General features: G+C 64.9%; 13 protein-coding genes and 1 pseudogene. 4 read left to right on the top strand and 10 right to left on the bottom strand.

The annotated features are described in order from the left end of the window. Positions 1–232: 232 nt before the first annotated feature. The gene (locus BLV04_RS25450; protein WP_245731662.1) at positions 233–739 is read right to left on the bottom strand and encodes an RpnC/YadD family protein; all 507 of its coding nucleotides are present in this window, start codon (positions 737–739) and stop codon (positions 233–235) included. 108 nt (positions 740–847) lie between these two features. Here BLV04_RS25450 and BLV04_RS26030 point away from each other — a divergent pair. Continuing rightward, a pseudogene (locus BLV04_RS26030) lies at positions 848–925 on the top strand (hypothetical protein); the annotation flags it as partial. Between the two features lie 141 nt (positions 926–1,066). On the opposite strand, the gene BLV04_RS01950 reads toward BLV04_RS26030, so the two are convergent. After that, a complete protein-coding gene (locus BLV04_RS01950) occupies positions 1,067–3,460 on the bottom strand; it encodes a tetratricopeptide repeat protein (RefSeq protein WP_093027551.1) in 2,394 nt (797 codons plus the stop codon). Between the two features lie 644 nt (positions 3,461–4,104). Between BLV04_RS01950 and BLV04_RS01945 the strand changes: the two genes are divergently transcribed. Beyond that, entirely contained in the window at positions 4,105–7,500 is a 3,396-nt protein-coding gene (locus BLV04_RS01945; RefSeq protein WP_093027549.1) for a transglutaminase family protein, read from the top strand. Between the two features lie 290 nt (positions 7,501–7,790). Here BLV04_RS01945 and BLV04_RS25845 read toward each other — a convergent pair whose 3' ends face one another. Continuing rightward, on the bottom strand, positions 7,791–8,303 hold the full coding sequence (locus BLV04_RS25845; RefSeq protein ID WP_371828625.1) for a pilin: 513 nt from the start codon (positions 8,301–8,303) through the stop codon (positions 7,791–7,793). Positions 8,304–8,810: 507 nt separating this feature from the next. On the opposite strand from BLV04_RS25845, the gene queF reads away from it, so the two are divergent. Together queF and BLV04_RS01930 are read left to right on the top strand one after the other, a co-directional pair. Beyond that, complete coding sequence (gene queF, locus BLV04_RS01935; RefSeq protein WP_093027545.1) at positions 8,811–9,200, top strand: preQ(1) synthase; 390 nt, start codon at positions 8,811–8,813, stop codon at positions 9,198–9,200. Between the two features lie 35 nt (positions 9,201–9,235). After that, positions 9,236–10,543: an FGGY-family carbohydrate kinase gene (locus tag BLV04_RS01930; RefSeq protein WP_093027543.1), complete on the top strand. Its 1,308-nt coding sequence runs from the start codon at positions 9,236–9,238 to the stop codon at positions 10,541–10,543. Between the two features lie 14 nt (positions 10,544–10,557). On the opposite strand, the gene BLV04_RS01925 is transcribed toward BLV04_RS01930, so the two are convergent. The 7 genes from BLV04_RS01925 to gyrA form a co-directional block, all read right to left on the bottom strand. Continuing rightward, the gene (locus tag BLV04_RS01925; protein ID WP_093027541.1) at positions 10,558–12,630 is read right to left on the bottom strand and encodes a sensor domain-containing protein; all 2,073 of its coding nucleotides are present in this window, start codon (positions 12,628–12,630) and stop codon (positions 10,558–10,560) included. A gap of 370 nt (positions 12,631–13,000) precedes the next feature. Next, complete coding sequence (locus tag BLV04_RS01920; RefSeq protein WP_093027539.1) at positions 13,001–13,873, bottom strand: prephenate dehydrogenase; 873 nt, start codon at positions 13,871–13,873, stop codon at positions 13,001–13,003. Next, positions 13,870–14,982: a histidinol-phosphate transaminase gene (gene hisC / locus BLV04_RS01915; RefSeq protein ID WP_093027537.1), complete on the bottom strand. Its 1,113-nt coding sequence runs from the start codon at positions 14,980–14,982 to the stop codon at positions 13,870–13,872. The genes BLV04_RS01920 and hisC overlap by 4 nt, the downstream gene beginning before the upstream one ends. Before the next feature lie 132 nt (positions 14,983–15,114). Further along, positions 15,115–16,221 (bottom strand): prephenate dehydratase, encoded by a 1,107-nt coding sequence (gene pheA, locus BLV04_RS01910; protein ID WP_093027535.1) that lies wholly within the window; start codon positions 16,219–16,221, stop codon positions 15,115–15,117. Next, on the bottom strand, positions 16,221–17,405 hold the full coding sequence (locus BLV04_RS01905; protein WP_093027533.1) for a phosphoglycerate dehydrogenase: 1,185 nt from the start codon (positions 17,403–17,405) through the stop codon (positions 16,221–16,223). The genes pheA and BLV04_RS01905 overlap by 1 nt, the downstream gene beginning before the upstream one ends. Before the next feature lie 194 nt (positions 17,406–17,599). Next, complete coding sequence (serC, locus tag BLV04_RS01900; RefSeq protein ID WP_093027531.1) at positions 17,600–18,682, bottom strand: 3-phosphoserine/phosphohydroxythreonine transaminase; 1,083 nt, start codon at positions 18,680–18,682, stop codon at positions 17,600–17,602. A 390-nt stretch (positions 18,683–19,072) separates the two neighbouring features. After that, positions 19,073–21,724, bottom strand: a complete 2,652-nt coding sequence (gene gyrA / locus BLV04_RS01895) for a DNA gyrase subunit A (protein ID WP_093027529.1) — start codon at positions 21,722–21,724, stop codon at positions 19,073–19,075. Positions 21,725–21,948 lie beyond the last annotated feature (224 nt).

The raw sequence follows: 21,948 nt of genomic DNA, 5'->3' as shown, positions 1-21,948 counted from the left end.
AAGGACGCGTTTTCGAGCCCGTATGAGATCGGGCGCGTCGGCATCGCGGGTCAGGTTGATCGAGCGCGTATAGGCGGTGCCGATGTGGACGGCACGATCCAATGTGGTCACGTCGAGGTCCTTCCGTCCTCGTTGTCTGGATGATTTGGTGAGGGTGTCTGGTTCCATGGTCTCGGATGGCGTCACTGGCGACCTCGATCACCTTCAAAGCGTGTCGGGCGCCCTCCGTTCCTCAATGTGCGCTCGGCAGATTGCGTAGCGCCTGGATCTCTTCCAATGGCAGCTTGCTGATGGCGGCGATGGCGGCGTCGTCGAAGTCGGTTTGCCGGATAAGCTCCAGGGCGGTTTCTCGGCGGCCTTCGTGACGGCCTTCGTGACGCCCTTCTTGACGTCCTTCTTGACGTCCTTCTTGACGCCCTTCTTGACGCCCACGTTCGAGAATCTCCGCGTTCCATTGCTCGACGCGTTGCTGCAACATGACATGCACCTCGTTAAAGTCATCAATGCTTGGAAGTTGGATGCCGGGGCGCTTCTTGCGGATGAAGCTTCGGTAGATCCAGCGCCCGAAGGCGCGCTTCAGGCTGTCCAGCGCGGAGCTGTCCAACAGCTCGACGAGGCGCGCGTAGACGGCGAGCCAAGTTGCCTCGTCGCGTGCCTTCTCCAGGCGGAACAAGGCCGCTACCAAATTGCGTACCTCCGGCGGATAGGGATCGTCGCGCGCGATCGCCCCTTCGTCCAACAACAGGTAGGACCATTGTGCGCTCGATCGGCGACTTCTCCGAGCAGGAGCTGAAGGCACCGCGATCCGGCGAGCACACTGAAATCCGATATCTCCACACTGCTGCGCATGTACGCCGCCGAGGCGGGGCGCACCGACGAGCCTCTCGACTCGCCCTTCGCGCAACTCGGGCTTGTCGAGAGCGATCCGGACGCCGGTTATCGCAGCCTGCGCGGCACGCGCCCGGCGCTGCCGCCGATTGCCTGCATTTGCGCTCGCCCAACGCTTCGCTGCAGAGCCTCAGCAGCCGGCCTTGCCGATACGCGTCGTCCTCTACAGCGACGAACGCTATCGTCGCAGGCTTCCGATCTGCTCCTCGAGCTGCTTCAGGGTCGGGTCGTCCGGGGCTTGGACGCGGAGCATCTCAAGCCAGCGCTCGGCGGCATCGGCTCGGTCGAGCCGGGCGTTGTATTGGATCAGGGCGATCAGGATATCGCGATCGGTCGGGGCTTTCTCTTGGGCAGCTTCCAGGACGGAGATGGCCTCCGGGGTGCGACCGGCACCGTCGAGTGCGACCGCGTAGACATAGGCATAGCGACTGTTCTGCGGCGACAGCTCGGCCGCATGCGCCAGGTCTTCGACGGCCGCGTCAAGCCGCTGCGATCGGACTTGCGCGAGACCCAGGGCGTGGTGCAGGTCGGCGCGCTCGGACGCGGTGACTGGCTCGGCAGCAAGCCCGGCCGTCAGCTCGGCCACGGCCTCGGACTCGCGGCCCAGCGCACGATAGAGGTCGGCCAGATTCACCCGCGCCGGGGTGAACCGTCGATCGAGGCTCAAGGCGGTGCGATACGCCTGCTCGGCCACACGCGACTCGCCGGCCTCGAACGCCAACAAGCCGAGATTCAGATGTGCCTCGGGTCGGTCGGCATTCACCATCTCCGCGATCGCGTACTCCTCCAAGGCGGCACTCAAGCGGTCGGCCAGCTCGCCGTCGATCCCTTGCGTCATGACCGGCGCCAGCACGCGGGCGGCCTCCAGTCTCACCGTGAGCGCCGGATCGGACAGCAGCGGCCAGGCCAGCTCGACCCGGGTTTGCAGGTCCGCGAGGTCCAGGAAGCGCACCGCTTGAGCGCGCACCTGCGCCTGCGGGTCGTTGAGCAGGCGCTGCACCGTCATAAGTGCGGTCGGATCCGCGTGGTCGCGGAGCCGGTCCAGTGCACTGGCACGGGCGATGGCGGGTTGTACCGGGTCGGCCGCGAGTGCGAGCAGCCGCTCGGTCGCATCAGGGGCATTGGTATCGGCGGCGTGCAGCGCCTCGCCGAAATGGGGCCCTCGATGCGCCGGGTTCGGATACCAGGTCTCCACCGCGGTCGCGGCCCAAGCGGCATCCTTGTCCTGATGACAGGCGTTGCAGGCGTTCGGGGTGCCGAGCTTCAGGGACAGATCAGGCCGAGGCACGCGCAGACTGTGATCGGCGCGCTCGTCCACGACCATGTAAAAGCGCTGGGGCATGTGACAGGCAACGCACGCGGCACCGGTCGAGCCGGCCGGGTGGTGATGGTGCTCGGATGAATCGTAACGGGTGGCTGTATGGCAGCGGGCGCAGACGGCGTTGCCCTCGGCATGCAGCTCTAGGCTATGGGGCTCGTGGCAGTCGCTGCACACGACCCCTTGATGGTACATCCGGCTCTGGATGAAGGAGCCATGGACGAAGACCTCGTCCTTGATCTGGCCGTCCGGGAAGTAGAGGGCGGGATCCAGCAGGGCGAGGCGGAAACCCTGATGTAGCGGCTCGCCGGGGATCGGCGCATCCTGGATACGGCCGCGTCTGGAATGACAACGGGCGCAGGTCTCGATCTCGACGTGAGGACCGCCTTGTGGCGAGCGGGTCACGGATCGCGCCGGTTTACCCGTCTCGGGATTGGTCTGCCAGAGGCCGCCGTCGCGATCTTTGAGGTCGACAAGCAGACCGCGGCCGGCGGCATCGGTCGCCGCGGCCGACTCGGTGTTCTCACCGGCGGGCTGCGCCTTGGCCCACGCGACATGGCGAGCGCCTGGTCCGTGGCAAGCTTCGCAGGCGACGTTGATCTCTGCATAGCGGGTGTCGTAGACCTGCTGCTCGGCGTCGTAGCGCTTTTGCAGATCGGTGGAGTGGCAGTCCGCGCATTGATGGTTCCAGGTCTGGTCCGCGGCGGTCCAATGCAGCGGGTTGCTGTGGTCCATCGGCGAGTCTGGATCGGCATCAGGATAGAGATGAAACCACCGCTGCCCGCCCTGCTCCGGCGAGCGCGTATCCCAGGCCAGCCCGAGCGCCTGGAGCCGGCCGCCCGGAAACTCGATCAAATATTGCTGCAGCGGAGACCAGCCGAAGGTGTAGCGGATCGGATAGTCCCGCAGCTCCCCGTCGGGTCCGTCGGTTTGCACGAAGTAGCCGCCGTCTCGACGGAAGAACCGGGATGTGACGCCGTGGGCCTCGATCTCGGCGTCGTCGAAGTTGCCCAGCACGGTGTCCGGCGTTACCTGCGTCATCGCAAGGTCGTGGTCGGACCCCGTCCAAAGGTCTAACTCCGCCTTGTGGCACTCTGCGCAGAGTGCAGCACCGACAAAGCCCCGTTGCGCACGCTCCGGGTCCAGATGCGGGTCCGAACCCGTCGGCCGGGGCGCAGCCGTCTCCGCGGGCACATCGGCGGCCTGAGCCAAGGGGATCAGCAAAAGTGCAAGGCAGAGGGCGCGCAAGTCCATGAGGGGCAGCTTCTCGGAAGGAGACAAGGATTGCCGATGGTATACCGACTGCGCCCGGATTATCGTCGGCCGACGCGCCGATCCCGGCGAAAACCTTCGCCACCGATTGGGAAGAGTCCGCAGGCGGCTCCTCAATCCCCCGTGGCACGAGCGGACGCCTGTGAGAATGTGCCCAACAGCGTGCCGCCGGCGGTTTCACCGAGCGACGGCGGTCCCTGCCTCAAAGACCGGCATGGCAGCCTGCCTTGTGCCGAGGACGCACCAACAATGGGCGCGCGGACCGGCCAACTCGGAGCGCGCCGCTCGCTAAGCGCAGTGCCCCGTCCCTGCCTCCGTCACAAAGACTTAGGCCGCACGCACCCCGACTCCCCGCCCCCGTTGACCTCGACGCGCCTCGGCGGCCGACGAAGAAGCCGTTTCGCAAGACAGCGCCGGTCTTTTGTGGGATCGTTGACACCTGAACCGAATCCCTCGGCCATGCCTCGGAACGATTGTTGCTGGATAATCACCGCGGATCGCCACATCACGGCAAGACAGCAACACATCGACCCGTCCTTCTTCGTCTGAGCGAGCCGCACCGGCGCCATCGCCCCCTGCGACAGCCAGACTCGATACCCGACACTTCAGCCAGGAACCCATCCCCGATGTCGATCCTCGTCGCCATTAATCATAAGACCGAATACCGCTTCGACCGCCCGGTGAACCTTGCGCCGCATGTCGTGCGCCTGCGCCCGGCCCCGCACTGCCGCACGCCGATCCGTTCCTATTCGCTGAAGGTCGAACCCGCCGAGCATTTCATCAACTGGCAGCAGGACGCCTTCGGCAACTATTTGGCGCGGCTGGTCTTTCCCGAAAAGGCCAAGACGCTGACGGTCGAGGTCGACGTGATCGCCGAGATGATCACGATCAACCCGTTCGACTTCTTTCTTGAAGACTACGCCTTCTATTATCCCTTCGAGTACGAGCCCGACCTACGCAAGGAGCTGGCGCCCTACCTTGAAGTGACGGAGAGCGGACCGCTGCTGACCGAATGGCTCGCGGCCGTGGACCGGACCAAGCGCGAGACGGTTTACTTCCTTGTCGACCTGAACCAGCGTCTCCAGCAGGACATCAACTATGTGATCCGCATGGAGGTCGGGGTCCAGACGTGCGAGGAGACCCTGACTCGGCGTCTGGGCTCCTGCCGCGATACCGCCTGGCTTCTGGTGCAGATCCTGCGCCACCTGGGCCTGGCCGCGCGCTTCGTCTCCGGTTATCTGGTGCAGTTGACGGCGGACGTGAAATCGCTCGACGGCCCGTCCGGTCCGGAGGCCGACTTCACCGACCTGCACGCCTGGGCCGAGGTCTATGTGCCCGGCGCCGGCTGGATCGGGCTCGATCCCACCTCGGGGCTCTTCGCCGGCGAGGGTCACATCCCGCTCGCCTGCTCCCCGGCACCGCGCAGCGCGGCACCCATCACAGGCGCGACGGACAAGTGCGAGGTCGAGCTCTACTTCCACAACGAGATCACCCGCATCCACGAGGATCCGCGCGTCACCAAGCCCTACACCGACGAGCAGTGGGCGGCGATCGAGTCGCTCGGCCATCAGGTCGATGCCGAGCTCAAGGCCAACGACGTGCGTCTGACCATGGGGGGCGAGCCGACCTTCGTCTCGATCGACGACATGGACGGCGCGGAGTGGAACATCGCAGCCCTCGGCCCGACCAAAAAGATCCTGGCCGAGGACCTGATGCTGCGCCTCAAGCGCCACTTCGCACCCGGCGGTCTGCTGCACATCGGACAGGGCAAGTGGTATCCAGGCGAGCAGCTGCCGCGCTGGGCACTCTCCTGTTTTTGGCGCAAGGACGGACAACCGGTCTGGCGCAACCCCGAGCTGTTCGGCCTGGAGAATACCCAGTACGGCCATGGACCCGCGGAGGCCGAGACCTTCGTGCGCACGCTGGCCCGTCACCTGGGCGTGGATCCGACCTTCGCGTCGGAGGCTCATGAAGACGTCTTCTACTACCTCTGGAAAGAGGCACGCCTGCCGGCGAACGTCGACCCGCTCGACAACAAGCTCAAGGACCCCAACGAACGCAAGCGTCTGACCCGACTCTTCCAACAGGGTCTGAACCGTGTCGCGGGCTATGTGCTGCCGCTGCGCTGGTGGGGATTCGGTGCCGAGGGCCGCTGGAAGAGCGGGCGCTGGACCTTCCGCGACGGCAACCTCTTCCTGATCCCGGGCGACTCGCCGATGGGCTTCCGCCTGCCCCTGGATGCCCTTCCCTACATCCCCGAGGGCGAGCTGGACACGGTTCCCGAGCGCAACCCCTTCGAGACGGTCACCGCGCTGCGCTCGCCCTTCGACGAGGTGGCGCGTCGTTATACGCGTGTCGTCGAGCCGGCCCAAGCGCCGCAGACCATCCGCGAACAGGGCCACCGGCCGCAGGACCTCGCCGCCCGCTATGGACGTGTGACACCGCTGGACGAGTCGCACCAGTCGCTGCACCCGCAGGTTGCGTTGCCGGATGACCTGCATCCGGACCTGATCCGTACCGCGCTCTGCATCGAGCCGCGCGAAGGCCGACTCTACTGCTTCATGCCACCGCTGACGCATCTAGAGCATTGGCTGGATCTGGTGCTCTGCCTGGAGGACACGGCCGCCGAGCTCAAGATGCCCATCATCATCGAGGGCTACGAGCCGCCGCGCGACCATCGGCTCCAGAAGCTCGCGGTCACGCCCGACCCCGGCGTCATCGAGGTCAACATCCACCCGTCCGAGAACTGGGACGACATGGTGCGCGACACCCAGATCCTTTACGAAGAGGCACGCCAAGCCCGGCTCGGCACCGAGAAGTTCATGCTCGACGGACGCCACACCGGCACCGGCGGCGGCAACCACGTCACACTCGGCGGCCCGACCCCGGCAGACAGCCCGCTCCTGCGCAAACCCGATCTGGTGCAGAGCCTGATCGGCTACTGGCAGCATCACCCGAGCCTGTCCTATCTCTTCTCGGGGATGTTCATCGGCCCAACCAGCCAGGCCCCAAGGGTCGACGAGGCACGCGACGATCGTCTCTACGAGCTCGACATCGCCTTCCAGCAGATGCCGCCCGGCGAGGTGCCGCAACCTTGGGTGGTCGATCGAGTGCTGCGCAACCTGCTGACCGACGTCACGGGCAACACACACCGCACCGAGTTCTGTATCGACAAGCTCTACTCGCCGGACAGCGCCTCCGGGCGCCAGGGCCTGGTCGAGTTCCGCGCCTTCGAGATGCCGCCGCACGCGCGCATGAGCCTCGCCCAGATGCTCCTACTACGGACCCTGGTCGCGCGCTTCTGGAAGGAGCCCTACCGTCGCAAGCCCGTGCGCTGGGGCACCGAGCTGCATGATCGTTTCCTGCTGCCCCATTTCGTGCGGCAGGACTTCAACGACGTCATCTGCGATCTGCAACGCGCCGGCTATCCCTTCGATCCGGCCTGGTTCGATCCCTTCTTCGAGTTCCGTTTCCCGCACTACGGGGATCTGGTCACCGAGAACGGGATCGACATGGAGCTGCGCGCGGCCATCGAGCCTTGGCATGTCCTGGGCGAAGAGGTCACGGCGCAGGGCACCGCCCGCTTCGTCGACAGCTCGGTGGAGCGGATGCAGGTGAAGGTCAACGGCATGGTCGGCGACCGGCATGTGCTCGTGTGCAACGGCCGGCGTGTCCCGCTGCGCCCGACCGGTCGCAAGGCCGAATTCGTCGCCGGGATCCGCTTCAAGGCGTGGAGCCCGCCGTCCGGTCTACACCCGACGATCCCCTCGCACAGCCCGCTCCTCTTCGAGATCGTCGATCTGTGGAACCGCGCGAGCCTGGGCGGCTGCACCTACTATGTCGCCCACCCCGGCGGTCGCAGCGAGAGCAATTTCCCGGTCAACAGCTACGAGGCGGAGAGTCGGCGCATCGCGCGCTTCCGGCTGATGGGACACACGCCGGGGCCGATCGACCCGCCACCGCACGAGCCGGCGGGGGAGCATCCCTACACGCTGGATCTGCGTTACAAGCCGGGGTGCTGAGCTAAACCGCGTCCCGAACGGACAACCGAGTTGCGTTGAAAGACGCAGCCCGGTGCATGACGAGGGATCCGCGTTGGATGCGGTTTAAACCGCGCCCAGAGCGAGATGCTCGCTTTCGAGTGGGCCCGATGTTTGGTGCATCCACGGCCCTTAGCGGGGGCGCGGTTTAAAATAATATATTTTTTAATGTCTTAAACCGCGCCGACTCCAGCGGTCGTCAAAACTGCCGGGGCCGATCCCATCCAAAAACATCGCATACCGCACCGGGCGCGGCTTAGATATCGTAAAGATCACCAAGTCGTAAAGTCATCGGCGTTGCCGTTCCGGCACACGGCGGGCACAAAGGGACGCCGCGCGACTTGATCGTTGACGATACAGCGAAAACGCACGCCGCCATCGGTACCCTTTGCCTGAAGGCAAAGACCGATGTCGACATTTCCGGTGACCTTTGACCCGATCGTCCGCAATACCAGGAGGCCGCAATTACCGGCTGTAGGGCAGTTCGACTTGACCTGCCACTCGAGATGACTCCAGAGATCGCTCTCAAATCCGAAGACATCCTCGAATAATGCTCGCTCTGTTTTCGTCTTGCCGAATCCCGGATCCGAGGAGTTGATCCCACCCCAGCCCAAATCCTCTAAAGAGGCGGGCATCGAGCCTGTCGACGCATAGTGCGCCGCAATCGCGGGCTTGGCGCCCGACATCAGCCCCAGACCCTCGCTGACCCGCGCTCGGACCACATAGTTCTGATACGCCGGCACGGCAAGTGACGCCAAGATCCCGATGATCGCCACGACGATCATCAGCTCCACGAGAGAGAATCCGCGCGCTCGATCATATTCGAGGCGACGCAAATACCGCCGCTCAAGCCGATGGGAGCGGGTCGGAATATCCTTGCTCCACGGAATGTTGCACTGGTGCAAACCGAGGGATACGAGGGTGTCTACCCGACATCGTGAAGCCATCTTGAATCTCCCTAATCCCGACGGACTCGGACACATTTTTCGATTCTCGGACATCGAGAGGCAACTCCGGGGCCACGAGCTTAAACCTGCGGTTCACGCGGATGGCGACCCGTCGGCACCGAACGCAGAGCGCCTCTAAATAACCCTTTCGGGCGCTCTATCACAGTTTGGATCGGGGACATGGTCTCTCCACCCGCCCCGGAAGCAGCCAAGGCGGCACATTCGGTATGACCCGCAGCGCGCCGCACCGGCGTGGCATGGTAACCTTTCCCCCTCTCTTTCACCCCCGATCGATCGCCCATAGCGACAGGCATCGGGTTCCCTGTTTCCCGGAGACCAATCACCATGTCGACCGCCCCGAGCCGTGCGCTCGAGACCTTTCCCAACCCGCAACCCGAGCGTGACTACAGCATCCGGATCCAGATCCCGGAGTTCACCTGTCTGTGCCCCAAGACCGGCCAGCCGGACTTTGCGGAGCTGACGCTGGAGTATGTCCCGGAGGCGCGTTGCGTGGAGCTCAAGGCGCTGAAGCTCTATGTCTGGACCTATCGTGACCAAGGCGCCTTTCACGAGGCGGTCACGAACCAGATCCTCGGCGACCTGGTCGCGGCGACCGAGCCGCGTTTCATGCGTCTGACCGCCGCCTTCAATGTCCGCGGCGGCATCTATACGACGGTGGTCGCCGAGCATCGTGCAGCCGGTTGGCGTCCGGCGGATCCCGTTCAGCTCCCCTGATCGCGACTGATCTCCGGCCGGGATTGCGAAACGCGATGGCCCCGGACGCAAGGGCGATATCCGCTCAGGTCTGGATCGGCATCGATCTCGGCACGTCCGGGTGTCGCTCCGTGGCGATCGACGAAGGCGGCCGCGAGCTGGCTTCGGCACGCACCCCTCTTCCGGAGCCGCTGAGCCCGGCTCCCGGCCAGTACGAGCAGGATCCCGAGCTATGGTGGCAGGCCGTGCTCGACACCCTGACGCAGCTCGGCTCCGCGCTGCCCGACCGGGAGCTGGTTGCCATCTGTCTCGATGCGACCTCCGCGACCCTTCTGCTCGCGACGCCGAACGGCAAGCTCCGCGGACCCGCGCTCATGTACAACGACCGGCGCGCGGTTGCGGAAGCGGCCCTGATCGACCGGGTGGCGCCAGTCGACAGCCCGGCTCGCGGCCCGAGCGCGAGCCTCGCCAAGCTCATGTATCTGAGCAAACAAACCCCGCGTACCACCACCTCGTTGGCACTGCACCAAGCGGACTGGATCATCGGGCGCCTCACCGGGCACTATCGCGTCAGCGACTGGAACAATGCCTTGAAGCTGGGGTACGACGCCGAGCGTCTGTGCTGGCCGGATTGGGTGTCGGCGTTGATCCCCGACGGGATCCGACTGCCGCAGGTCGTCGCCCCGGGTGATCCTATCGGACCCCTCGACGCAACACTCGCGAACCGGCTCGGCTGGCCGTCGAGCGTTCGGGTTCTTGCCGGGACAACGGACAGCACGGCCGCGGTGATCGCCGCCGGGGCGAAAGAGCCGGGCGATGCGGTGACCTGTCTGGGAAGCACGCTGGTCCTGAAGATCCTATCGGAGCGTCCTGTGACGGCATCGGCCTACGGGATCTACAGCCATCGCTTCGGCGACGCCTGGCTGGTCGGAGGCGCCTCCAACAGCGGCGGCGCGGTCTTGCGCAGGTCCTTCAGCAACGCCGAGATCGTCTCGCTCAGCCTCGGCATCGATCCCGAGCGCCCATCCGGCTTGGACTATTACCCGCTCATCGGACCCGGCGAGCGCTTCCCGAAGAACGATCCCGACCTGGCGCCCCGCCTTTCGCCGCGCCCGAGCGACCCGCGGGCCTTCCTGCACGGTCTTCTGGAAGGCATCGCCCGCATCGAAGCGGAAGGCTACGCACGGTTGGCCGAGCTTGGCGCACCGCCACCTCGGCGGATCGCAAGCATCGGAGGCGGCGCGGCGAATCCGACGTGGACGGCGATGCGCACCCGTATCCTCGGGATCCCGGTGACGAGTGCCGAGCATCAGGATGCCGCTTACGGTGCTGCCTTGCTGGCCCTACACCGCAGCCAACAGTAAGCGGACCGGATCCCTCAACTCGGCTCGGATGGCCGTCCGAAGAGATACCCCGAGCCCCAATCGATACCGAGCTCGCTGAGTCGCTGCAAGGTGGCCTCGTCCTCGATTTGCTTGGCGATGGTCGTGATGCCGAGATCCTTCGCGGAGTGCTGAATCGTGGCCAAGATGGACTGCGCACGCGCGGACTCGCGGGCCAACCGAACGAGGTTCGCATCGAGCTGGATAAAGCTGACCGGTAGATGGATCAAAAAGCGAAACGACGAGGCATCTCCCCCGTAGTCGCTCACCGCGATCTTGCATCCCAGTTCCAGCAGGGGCGCCAGCGCGCGTGCGACCTGTTCCGTCTCCGCCGTAATCTGCCGCTCGCTGAGTGTCAGCACCACGGACGGCCCACCGTTTGCCGCGTAGCACAAGCCGTCGAGCTCACGCGCCAAGGTCTTCAGGATTTCCGGATGACGGACCAGGTCTCCCGACAGGTGCACGAAGTCGAACAGCGGGGTTGCACCGGATGCTTTGGAGGATCGCAATCGATCCGCGGTTGCGCTCAGGAGCATGCTGTCGATGCGATGCAGCAGTCCGAGCTGCTCGGCGATGTCGATGAAGGAGGCCGCGGCCAGGACACGACCGTCCGCGGCGACGATGCGGGCCAGCGACTCTTCCGCGACGACCCGGCGATCACGAAGGTCCACGATGGGCTGAAACGCCGGGAGGATGCGCGCGGTCTGCAGCGCGGACTGCACCAAAACGGCCATCGAGACGGCGTAGACCCCGCTGTCGTTACCGTCGTAGCAGACCCGGTTCCGTCCTGAGTTCTTGGCATGGTACAGAGCCATATCCGCTCGGGCCAAAACGTCCCTCGGGTCACCCTCGTCGGAATTGCAGGTCGCAAAACCGATGCTCAGGGTCACGCGAATCTGCTGGCCTGCGACCTCGACCGGCTGTGCGGAGACGCTCTCGCGGATGCGCTCGAGACCGGTGCGCGCTTGGACCTCGCTGGTCTCGGGCAGCGCAATGACGAACTCTTCCCCGCCCCAGCGACCAAGCCAGTCGGCTTGACGCACCTCTTGGCGAAGTCTCGCCGAAACCCATTTCAACACCTCGTCGCCCACGGCGTGGCCGTAGGCGTCGTTGACCAGCTTGAAGTGATCGAGATCCAGGATTGCAAGACAGCAGGACCTGCCCGAGCGCTGACCCTGGGCATGGATCCGCTGTACTGATTGCCAGACGCCGCGACGATTCAACAACCCGGTCAATTCGTCGTGATCGACGAGATACTCGAGCTTTAGCTCGGCAACCTTGCGCCGGCTAATGTCCATGTGGGTGCCGGCCACTCGTATCGCCTTGCCGTCCGCGTCCCGCTCGTAGATCCGCGCACGGTCCTGGATCCACACCCAGTGGCCGTCACGATGGCGCATTCGGTATTCAGCCTCGAACCGATCGAGATCGCCGTTCGTCACCTGCTCGGCGAGGGTCTGGACGCGGTCGCGATCGTCCGGGTGCAGCATCTGCCGCCAGCTGTACAGATCGATCTGAATCTCGCCGACGTCATAGCCGAGCATGGCCAGATAGCGGGCATCGACCGTCACGTCCAGGGGCAATACGGAACCGTCGTAAAGACCGATATCGCCACCCTCCACGGCAAGCTCGAGCCGTCTGGTCGCCTCCGCCAACGCCGTCTCGGCCGCTTTGCGCTCCGTCACGTCGCGCCCGACGCCGATGATGGCCGTGACCCGACCCTCGTCGTCCAGCACCGCCGTGTCGGACCAACCAAACCAGCGCCAACCCCGCACGGTCAGTGCGCGCTGCTCGACGTAGCTGTGATGCGGGGGTCGGTATAGCTTCGCGACCGCCGCTGCGGTCTCCGCGCGGTCGTCCTCGTGGACGAGCGGCATGAATGGCCGACCGAGCAGCTCGTCCTTGGTCCGACCGAAGGCTCGACAGTAGCTCGGGCTCACGAACAAGAAGCGACCATCGGGGTCGACCTTCACCACCAGATCCGTCTGATTCTCGATGAGCAGGCGATAGTCTTCGTCGGGTGCCTCGACGGCACCCCGAGTCAAACTTGGATCGGTCTCTTCTGGGGGCATGAATCGGATCGCGACGTTATGGCCTTCGGAATCGGCCCCGCGTCCGAAGCATCAGAGCGAACGGAGACGTCTCGTGCGGGATTGGGATCGCCCGTGCGATCGACCGAAAAGGATCGCCTCAGGCATCCAGGGCTAAGGTGCGGATCTTGGAAGGATCGCACCGGCCGACAACGCCGAGAAGGATAGCGCGCCATCGTGACAAGGTCGAGATCCAGCGGCCGACGGACGTCGTTGAATCCAGTGTGAATATGCACGATCTTCAGAGTGGAAATTCACGCGCGCGCCCCCTTCCAACCGTCGGCTGTCGCACACATGCCGGGTCTCGGGTCGCTGCCTCCCGGCAGACACTCGACGGAACGCGGACGTGCGATCAGTCGATCCGAGAGGCGTCCACGTACCGATCGCGCGCCGCCTTGGCCCGTTCGAAGATGGCCAGCAGCCGCTCCCCGTCTGCGCGGCGGATGCTCTCGGCGAGATCGGTCATCTCGATGCCGAAGCGCGCCAGCATGGCGCTCAGTGCCTCGCGATTGGCAAGACAGATGTCGCGCCACATGACCGGATTGCTCGAAGCGATGCGGGTGAAGTCCCGGAAGCCGCCGGCGGCATAGCGGAAGATCTCGTCGTTCTCGCGCATGCGTGCCAGCGCATCGACCAGCCCGAAAGCGAGCATGTGAGGCAGATGGCTGGTGGCGGCGAGCACCTCGTCATGATGGGCGACCGACATGCAGGTGACCTCTGCCCCGCAGGTCTCCCACATCGCGGTGACGCGGGCGAGTGCATCGGCGTCGGTCTCGGGCAACGGGGTCAGGATGACGCGACGTCCACGGTACAGATCGGCAAGGGATGCCTCGACCCCGCTGTGCTCCGTGCCCGCGATCGGGTGGCCCGGGACCAAGCACGGCGGCACGCCGCCGAAGACGCCGAGCGCGTCCGCCACCACACTGCCTTTCACACTGCCCCCGTCGGTCACCACCGCCGCGGGTTCGAGGCGGTCCCGAATCGCCTCGAAGACCCCGCGCATGGCGCCGAGCGGTACGGAGACGAACACCATGTCCGCGCCCGTAACCGACTCGGCGGGATCCTGCGTGATCAGATCCACGACACCTAGCTCGCGCGCCCGCTGCAGGTTGGCAAGCCCGCGTCCGCAGCCGACGACCTGTCCCACGGCGCCCGCCTCGCGCAGGGCCCGGGCGAGGGATCCCCCGATCAGTCCAACCCCGATGATCGCCAGGCGCTCGATCATGACGCGAGGATATCCTCGAGCGCGGCGATGCAGCGGGCGTTCTCGGCCTCGAGCCCGATGCTGATTCGCAGGTGGTTGGGCAAACCGTAGTTACCGACCGGTCGCACGATGACGCCGCGCTTCAAAAGGTCCTGATTCACCGGGCCGGCCGGGCGACCGACATCGACCGTGATGAAGTTGCCGACCGACGGGATGTACGCGAGCCCCATCCGCTGGAAGGCCCCGAGGTACTGCCGCATCCCCGCACGGTTGAGCTCCACCGACGCGCGCACGTGCTCGCGATCGCCGATTGCAGCAGCCGCGGCGGCCTGAGCGAAGGCGTTGACGTTGAAGGGCTGACGCACCCGATTGAGCAAGTCCGCAACCTGCGGATCGCTGAGTCCGTAACCGACACGCAACGCGGCCAACCCATGGGCCTTGGCGAAGGTCCGGGTCACGATGAGATTCGGAAAATGATCGAGCCAGTGCGTCGCATCCGGGAAGTCCGGCTCGCCGACATACTCCGTATAAGCCTCGTCGATCACGACGATGCAGGTCCGCGGCATGGCCTCGATGAATGACTTCAGAGGTGCGGCGGCCAGCCAGGTTCCCGTCGGATTGTTCGGGTTGGCGATCCAGACGACGCGGGTCTTGTCCGTCACAAGACTCGCCAGCGCGTCGAGATCGTTGCCGTAGTTGCATGCCTTGGCGACACGCGCGGTCGCACCCACCGCCTGGGTGGCGATGGGGTAGACCGCAAAGGCATGCTCGGAGAAAACCGATTCCACACCCGGATACAGGAAGGTCCGTGCGATCAGGTCGAGCACGTCGTTCGATCCGTTCCCGATGGTGACAGCACTCTGCGGGACACCATGGAACTCGGCGAGCACGCGTCGCAGCTCGAAGCCGCCGCCATCGGGATAACGACCGATCTCGCCCATCAGGCCGGCGATCGCCTCGCGCGCCCGGGGCCCGGGGCCCAGGGGATTCTCGTTCGAAGCCAACTTCACCGAGTCGCGAATACCGAGCTCGCGCTCCAGCTCCGAGACCGGCTTGCCGGGGACGTAGGGGGTGAGTCCGGCGATTCCGGGGGCGGTGATGGGGAGGAAGGGATTGTCGTGGACAGTCATTGAGTGGGTTCAGGTTTAGGGGTTGGTGTTTGGATGTCCTCGGCCGACAGGCCAACCGACGTCTCGGCATGGGACGGGTATCAATCGACTCCCGGATCGCGAAGCCTGTCATTCCGAACGCGGCCCGAAGGCTCAAAGCACCGCCAGCGGATAAGACCCGAGCACCTTGAACAGCAGAGACGACTGCCTGAGATTCTCCAACGCCAGCGCGACCTTCGGATCGTCCCTGTGGCCCATGATGTCGATGAAGAAGACATAATCCCAGATGCCGCGGCGCGAAGGGCGCGACTCGATGCGGGTCATGCTGATGCCGTGAGCGGCCAGGGGTGTCAACAGGTTGTGGAGCCCGCCGGCCTGGTTGCGGCAGGACAGCAGCAGGCTGGTCTTGTCCTGGCTCTGGCCGCTGGGTCGGGCGTCCTGCTGGCCGATGACGAGGAAGCGGGTGGTGTTGCCGGGCTCGTCCTCGATGCGCTCGGCGAGCACCTTGAGTCCGTAGATCTCGGCGGCTTGCAGACCCGCGACGGCCGCGGCATCTTCTTCGGTCGCCGCGGTGCGTGCAGCCTCGGCGTTACTGCCGACGGCGACGCGCTCCGCGTTCGGAAGATGGCGGTCGAGCCAGCCGCGGCACTGCGCCAGGGATTGCTGATGCGAATAGACCGTGCGGATGGCGCAAAGATCATCCGTCACGCTCATGAGGTGGTGGTGGATCCGCAGGCTCACCTCGCCCGTGATCATGAGCGGCGAGGTCATGAACATGTCCAGGGTATGGCTCACCACACCCTCGGTCGAGTTCTCGACCGGTACCACACCGAAATCGCACGACCCCGCCTCGACCTCGCGGAAGATCTCCCCGATGGTGGCCAAGGCCAAGGTCTTCACCGAATGGCCGAAGTGCTTGATGGCCGCGGCCTGAGTGAATGTCCCGGCCGGGCCGAGATAGGCAACGTTGAGCGGACGTTCCAGCGCCAGGCAGGCGGACATGATCTCGCGAAAGAGTCTGGCGACCTCTTCGCCGTCGAGCGGCCCGGGATTGGCGGCCTTGATGCGACGCAGAACCGCGACCTCGCGCTCGGGCCGGTAGAACTGCACCTGGCTGCCGTCGGCCGCCGTCTTGATATGGGCGACCTGTTGGGCGCAACGGGCGCGCTCGCTGATCAGACCGAGCAGCTCCGAATCGATCGCGTCGATCCGGTTCCGCACGTCCTCCAGGGCGTCGCCCTTTGCGCTGTCTTGTCCCATCAGTCGTTCCGTTCCCGCGTCCCGAGACACCGCACCGAGAGGACGCCGTCGATGGAGCGCAGCTGCTGCACCGTGTCTTCCGGACAGCGTTGGTCGATATCGATCAGGGTCACCGCGACGTTGCCGCGCGAGCGATTGAGCATATCCAGGATATTCAGACCGGCCGCCGCCAGGTCGGTCGAGATCTGGCCGACCATGTTGGGCACGTTGCTGTTGACGATCGCCATGCGATAACCGCCGTTGCGCGGGAGATTGATCTCGGGGAAGTTGACCGAGTTGGTCACGTTGCCGTTCTCCAGATAATCGCGGACCTCTTCGGCGACCATGACCGCACAGTTCTCCTCGGCCTCTTTGGTCGAGGCACCGAGATGCGGCAGGGTGATTACCCGCGGGTGGTCCTTCAACAGGTTGCTCGGAAAATCGCAACAATAGGCGTAGAGGTGGCCCTGGTCCAGCGCGGTGATGACGGCGTCGTCGTCGATGATTCCGTCGCGCGAGAAGTTCAGCAGCACGGCGCCCTTGCGCAGGGTGCGCAGACGCTCGGCGTTGATCATGCGCCGGGTGTCGTCGGTGAGCGGGACGTGGAAGGTGACGAAGTCCGAGCGCGAGAGCAGATCATCGATACTCAATGCCGGCTGCACGTCGCTCTCGAGCTGCCAGGCGCGCTGGACCGTGATGGTCGGGTCGTAGCCGACGACGCGCATCCCGAGCGAGCGTGCCGCATTGGCGACCTTCACCCCGATCGCGCCGAGACCGATGACGCCCAGGGTGCGGCCCGGCAGCTCGAAGCCCACGAACTGCTTCTTGCCCGCCTCGACCGCCTGGTGGATAGACGTATCGTCGCCTTCGAGCTCACGCGCAAAACGCCAAGCCTGACCAATATTGCGCGCCGCGATCAACATACCGGCGATCACCAGCTCCTTGACGGCATTGGCGTTGGCACCGGGCGCATTGAAGACCGCCACACCGCGCGCCGTCATGGCCTCGACCGGGACATTGTTGGTGCCGGCGCCGGCGCGCCCGATCGCCTGGACACTCGGCGGGATATCCCCCGCCTGCATCTTGGCCGAGCGCACCAGAATGGCATCCGGATGCGCAATCTCCGAGGCGACCTCGTAGCGATCCCGCGGCAACCGATCGAGCCCGGCAACCGCGATGTTATTAAGCGTCTGAATTTTGAACACTGAATCGCGTCCTGAGTGATAAGCGGATGTTGGAGTGGAGGATCGAACGTCGCGCGCGTCAACTAGCCTTTGAGCCGACGCGATTCAGAATAATGAATCTTAAAATCTGAACCGCGTCGGTGCCGAGGGCCGAAGTGACATGCGGGGCCTAGCCGATACGCCGACCGTGCATATCACATCGGGGACGCGGTTCATCAGCCGTGTTTGCGCTCGAACTCCTGCATGAAGCCGACCAGCGCCTCGACGCCCTCTATCGGCATTGCATTGTAGATGCTGGCGCGCATGCCGCCGACCGAGCGATGACCCTTGAGCGTGGTCAGGTTGGCGGCCTTGGCCTCCTTGATGAAGGTGTCGTCCAGCTCCGGGTTGGCCAGCGTGAAAGGCACATTCATCCAGGAGCGCGACGCCGGCTCGACCGGGTTCTTGAAGAAGCCCGAATCGTCGATCGTCTTGTAGAGGAGCTCCGCCTTGCGCGCGTTGATCTTGCCCATCGCCTGCAGCCCGCCGATGCCCTTGAGCCATTCGAACACCAGGCCGGCAAGATACCAGGCGTAGGTCGGCGGGGTGTTGTACATGGAGTCGTTGTCGGCCTGCACCTTGTAGTCGAGCATGGTCGGGGTCGCGGGCAGAGTCTGACCGAGCAGATCCTCGCGGACGATCACGATGACGAGGCCGGCCGGGCCGATGTTCTTCTGGGCACCGGCGTAGATAAGCCCGAAGCGCGAGACATCGATCGGACGCGACAGGATGGTCGAGGACATATCCGCGACCAGGGGCTTGTCGCCGACATCCGGGACATAGGGAAACTCGACGCCCTCGATGGTCTCGTTGGGGGTGTAGTGAACGTAGGCGGCATCGTCGCTCAGGGTCAGCTCGTCCTGACCCGGCGCGCGGGTGAAGCGTTCGGCCTCGGTACTGGCGGCGACGTGGACCTGACCATAGCGGCGCGCCTCGGAGATGGCCTTCTTCGACCAGGAGCCGGTGTTCAGATAGTCTGCGCTCGCCGCTCCGCGCAGCAGATTCATCGGGATGGCGGCAAACTGGGTAGATGCGCCGCCTTGCAGGAACAGGACCTTGTAGTTGCTCGGGACCGCCAGGAGCTCGCGCAGATCGGCCTCGGCTTGGGCCGCGATCGACATGAACTCCTTGCCGCGATGACTCATCTCGGCGACACACATGCCGCTGCCCCGCCACTCGAGCATCTCGTCGCGCGCCCTGCTCAGGACAGGCTCAGGAAGCATTGCAGGGCCGGCACTGAAGTTGTAAACCCGAGCCATTCGTTGATCTCCGTTAAACCGCGCCCGGCGCGGTATGCGATGTTATTGGATGGGATCAGCCCCGGCAGCCTTGACGACCGTTGGAGCCGGCGCGGTTTAAAATACTAAAAAATATATCACTCTAAACCGCGCCCCCGCTAAAGGCTGTGGATGCGCCAAACGGCGAACTCACTCGAAAATCAGCATCTCGCTCCGGACGCGGTTGAGTCTCGACAAAACGTTTGAGATTCAAACCGCGAAGGCGCAAAGGGCGCGACGCGATTCAGGTTCCGATCTGTTGCGTCATCATGCCGATGGATCGCACAGTTGTCGATTTGCCCGTGTCATGCATCAGTCTGCATCGCCGGAGGCGCGCAGCCGAAGAATTGCGCACATCGACAACCGGGGTTGCTATGCCTCCGGATCGCTGTCGGGATCAGCATCGGGAGACTGATCATCATCGATCGGCTCGTCGGTCGGCTCGTCCGGATCCTGATGCTCGGCGAGGTCCCCGTTGTCATCTTTATCGCCTTCGAGCGCTACGATCCGCTCGAGATACACAAGCCGCTCGCCCTCGCCAAGATTGATCAGCTTCACGCCTTGGGCACTGCGACCCACGACCGGGATCTGATCGATCGGGGTGCGGATCAGGGTGCCGCCCTCGGTGATCAGCATGATCTCGTCGCCGGGACGCACCAGCACGGCACCGACCTGGGCGCCGTTGCGCTCGGAGGTGCTGATGCCGATCACGCCCTTGGTGCCGCGGCCTTTTGTCGGGAAATCCTCGACGCGCGTACGCTTGCCGTAACCGTTCTCGGTCACGCTGAGCACGGTGCCGGGCTCGGCGACCAAGAGCGAGATGACCTTCTGGCCGGGCGCGAGCTGGACGCCGCGCACACCGTGCGCCGTGCGTCCCATCCCGCGTACCGCCCCCTCGCTGAAACGCACCGCCTTGCCGGCGGAGGTAAAGAGCATGAGGTCCTGCTTGCCGTCGGTGATGGCCACGCCGATCAGGACCTCGTCCTCGTGCAGGTCGATCGCGATGATGCCGCGCGAGAGAGGCCGCGAGAAGTCGTCGAGCGGGGTCTTCTTGACCGTGCCGGCGCTGGTCGCCATGAAAACGAAATAACCGGACTCGTAGTCGTGCACCGGCAATACGGCATTGATGCGCTCGCCCGCCTCCAGCGGCAGGAGGTTGACCATCGGCCGACCCCGCGCACCGCGTCCGGCCTGCGGCAGCTCGTAGACCTTGAGCCAGTAGACCCGGCCGCGGCTGGAGAAACAGAGCACGGTGTCGCGCGAGTTGGCGACGAAGATGCGGTCGATGAAGTCCTCTTCCTTGAAGGAGGTTGCGCTCTTGCCCTTGCCGCCGCGCCGCTGCGCCTGATAGTCGCTGATCGGCTGGGCCTTCACGTAGCCCTGGTGCGACATCGTCACCACGACCTCTTCCGGCGCAATCATGTCTTCGAGCGTGAGGTCGGTATGGTCGACCTGGATCTCGGTGCGCCGATCGTCCCCGAACTGATCGCGGATCGCCGTGAGCTCCTCGCGGATCACGTCCATGAGGCGATCCGATTCGGAGAGGATCATCAGGAGGGCGGCGATCTTGTCGAGGATCTCCTTGAACTCGTCGAGGATCTTGTCCTGCTCCAGACCGGTCAGGCGCTGGAGCTGCAGGTCCAGGATCGCCTTGGCCTGGCGCTCGCTCAGGCGATAGCCCCCGTCGACCAGGCCATAAGCGGCCTCGAGCTCCTCCGGGCGGGTGTGCTCCGCGCCCGCGCGCTCGAGCATGCCGGTGACCGAGCCGGGCGCCCAAGTGCGCTCCATCATGCGCTCGCGTGCCTCGGCCGGGTTGGCCGAGCCCTTGATCAGGGCGATGATCTCGTCGATGTTCGCCAACGCGATCGCATAGCCTTCCAAGACGTGGGCGCGGTCACGGGCCTTGCGCAGCTCGAAGAGTGTGCGACGCGTCACCACGTCGCGGCGATGGCGGATGAAGTATTCGAGGATCTGCTTGAGATTCAGCGTCCGCGGCTGGCCGTCGACCAAGGCGACCATATTGATGCCGAAAACCTGCTGCATCTGGGTGTGCTGGTAGAGGTTGGCCAGCAGCACCTCGGCATAGGCGTCGCGCTTGAGCTCGATGACGACACGCATGCCGTCCTTGTCGGACTCGTCGCGCAGCCCGTCCGGGGCGATTCCCTCGATCTTCTTTTCCTTGACCAACTCGGCGATGCGCTCGAGAAGCCGCGCCTTGTTGACCTGGTAAGGCAGCTCGGTGACAACGATCGCCTCGCGTCCGCTGCGCTTCTGAACCTCGACCATGGTGCGGGCGCGAATCACCGCGCGGCCGCGGCCGGTCCGATAGGCCTCGCGGATGCCGCGTACGCCGTTGATGAGCGCCGCGGTCGGGAAATCCGGGCCGGGCACCAGCGCCATTAGCTCTTCGATCGTGATCGCCGGGTTGTCGATGATCGCCAGACAGGCGTCGATGACCTCGCGCAGGTTGTGCGGCGGGATGTTGGTGGCCATGCCGACCGCGATGCCCGAGGAGCCGTTCACCAGCAGATTCGGGAAGCGCGCCGGCAGGACGACCGGCTCGTGCTCGCTGTTGTCGTAGTTGGGGATGAAGTCGACCGTGTCCTTGTCGAGGTCGTCGAGCAGCGCATCGGCGATGCGGGTCATCCGCACCTCGGTGTAGCGCATGGCCGCGGGCGGGTCGCCGTCGACCGAGCCGAAGTTGCCCTGCCCGTCCACCAGCAGATAGCGCATCGAGAAGCGCTGCGCCATGCGGACCATGGTGTCGTAGATCGCCGAGTCACCGTGAGGGTGGTACTTACCCATGACGTCGCCGACCACGCGGGCGGACTTGCGGTAGGCACGGTTCCAGACGTTGCCCTGCTCGCTCATCGAGAAGAGGACACGCCGGTGAACCGGCTTGAGTCCGTCGCGGACATCGGGAAGCGCGCGTCCCACGATCACGCTCATGGCGTAATCGAGGTAGGACTGACGCATCTCGTCCTCGAGATTGATGGGTATAACTTCTCTCGCGAAATCTGCCATGGGCGTGGTGAACCGACGTTGAGGCGTGCCGCGCGGAGCACCGGGACGGGCCGCGTTTGTACTGATGCTTTAGCCGGTGAAGTTTACCACGCGGGACACCCCTGCCCCATCCATAACAGCCACTTTGTCGCCGATGCGCCCTGTTTCAGGGGCGATCGGACACCGTAGCGGTCGGTTCGAGGGCGACCTGATTGCGTCCGACGCCCTTCGCCGAAGCCCGCAGG

The organism is Thiocapsa roseopersicina, from assembly GCF_900106925.1.
GTDB classification, from domain to species: domain Bacteria; phylum Pseudomonadota; class Gammaproteobacteria; order Chromatiales; family Chromatiaceae; genus Thiocapsa; species Thiocapsa roseopersicina.
Note: the sequence above shows the minus strand (reverse complement) of the source record. Positions and strands in the feature narration are given on the sequence as shown.

Bases quoted from the DNA above. Each gene is read 5' to 3' on its own strand.
- BLV04_RS01950 (WP_093027551.1), bottom strand. From the start codon at position 3,460: ATGGACTTGCGCGCCCTCTGCCTTGCACTTTTGCTGATCCCCTTGGCT.
- BLV04_RS01945 (WP_093027549.1), top strand. From the start codon at position 4,105: ATGTCGATCCTCGTCGCCATTAATCATAAGACCGAATACCGCTTCGAC.
- BLV04_RS25845 (WP_371828625.1), bottom strand. From the start codon at position 8,303: ATGATCGTCGTGGCGATCATCGGGATCTTGGCGTCACTTGCCGTGCCG.
- queF (WP_093027545.1), top strand. From the start codon at position 8,811: ATGTCGACCGCCCCGAGCCGTGCGCTCGAGACCTTTCCCAACCCGCAA.
- BLV04_RS01930 (WP_093027543.1), top strand. From the start codon at position 9,236: ATGGCCCCGGACGCAAGGGCGATATCCGCTCAGGTCTGGATCGGCATC.
- BLV04_RS01925 (WP_093027541.1), bottom strand. From the start codon at position 12,630: ATGCCCCCAGAAGAGACCGATCCAAGTTTGACTCGGGGTGCCGTCGAG.
- BLV04_RS01920 (WP_093027539.1), bottom strand. From the start codon at position 13,873: ATGATCGAGCGCCTGGCGATCATCGGGGTTGGACTGATCGGGGGATCC.
- hisC (WP_093027537.1), bottom strand. From the start codon at position 14,982: ATGACTGTCCACGACAATCCCTTCCTCCCCATCACCGCCCCCGGAATC.
- pheA (WP_093027535.1), bottom strand. From the start codon at position 16,221: ATGGGACAAGACAGCGCAAAGGGCGACGCCCTGGAGGACGTGCGGAAC.
- serC (WP_093027531.1), bottom strand. From the start codon at position 18,682: ATGGCTCGGGTTTACAACTTCAGTGCCGGCCCTGCAATGCTTCCTGAG.
- gyrA (WP_093027529.1), bottom strand. From the start codon at position 21,724: ATGGCAGATTTCGCGAGAGAAGTTATACCCATCAATCTCGAGGACGAG.